This window comes from Mesorhizobium sp. WSM4844 (assembly GCF_055811775.1).
On record NZ_JBVVQB010000174.1, the window covers coordinates 1 to 644 of the forward strand.

Annotated in this window: 1 pseudogene; it reads right to left on the reverse strand. The window is 60.1% G+C overall.

Annotated elements, in window-relative coordinates:
* Positions 1-76: 76 nt before the first annotated feature.
* Positions 77-451: pseudogene (locus AC0L2A_RS36305) on the reverse strand (transposase family protein); the annotation flags it as partial.
* Between the last annotated feature and the right edge of the window lie 193 nt (positions 452-644).

Consider the following 644-nt stretch of genomic DNA (forward strand, 5'->3'; position numbering starts at 1 on the left):
TCGATAAGCGCTTCCTCCGCGCGGCGGCGAGCTATGGCACGAGCCGCAAGACCCATTCGCTCGATGATCTCTGCCGCTTCTTCCTGGCCGGCTTGTCGGCGTCCTGCGGCAGCCGCGAAATGCCATGGCGCTGAAGGCAGCGATGCAACGACGAGCGCGTCAGATGCGGGATCGAGGGCTGTAGGGCATAGAGGCAATCATCCAGCGCCAGCAACGTGTGCTTGCGAAAGGCGACGATCACCGCTTCCTCTTCGAGCGACAGCACCGTCGATCTTGGTTTCTTCGGGCCGGTGGGAAGATCGGCGGTCGAGGTCCGGTTCCTCCACTTTCTAACGGTCTTCTGATCGATGCCGTAGCGCTTGGCCAGCGCTCTCAGGCTCTCTTCACTATGCTGTATCGCTCGACGGACTGCCTCTGTCGTCGTGGCGCGGCGGTGTAGAACCTGTCCCATAGCGCATCCTTTGATTCGGACGGCAATGATGCGCCATTAAAGTCCGGGATCAAACACCTAGTATGTGGCAGAATGCCATGCAAATGGTGCCGAACCAGGTGGACGCCGCCATTGCTTCGAAGACCCTGAACCGCAGGATGGCCGTTGCGGATTTCCCAAGTACCCTTGCGTCAATTTGCGCCGATGCTGCCGA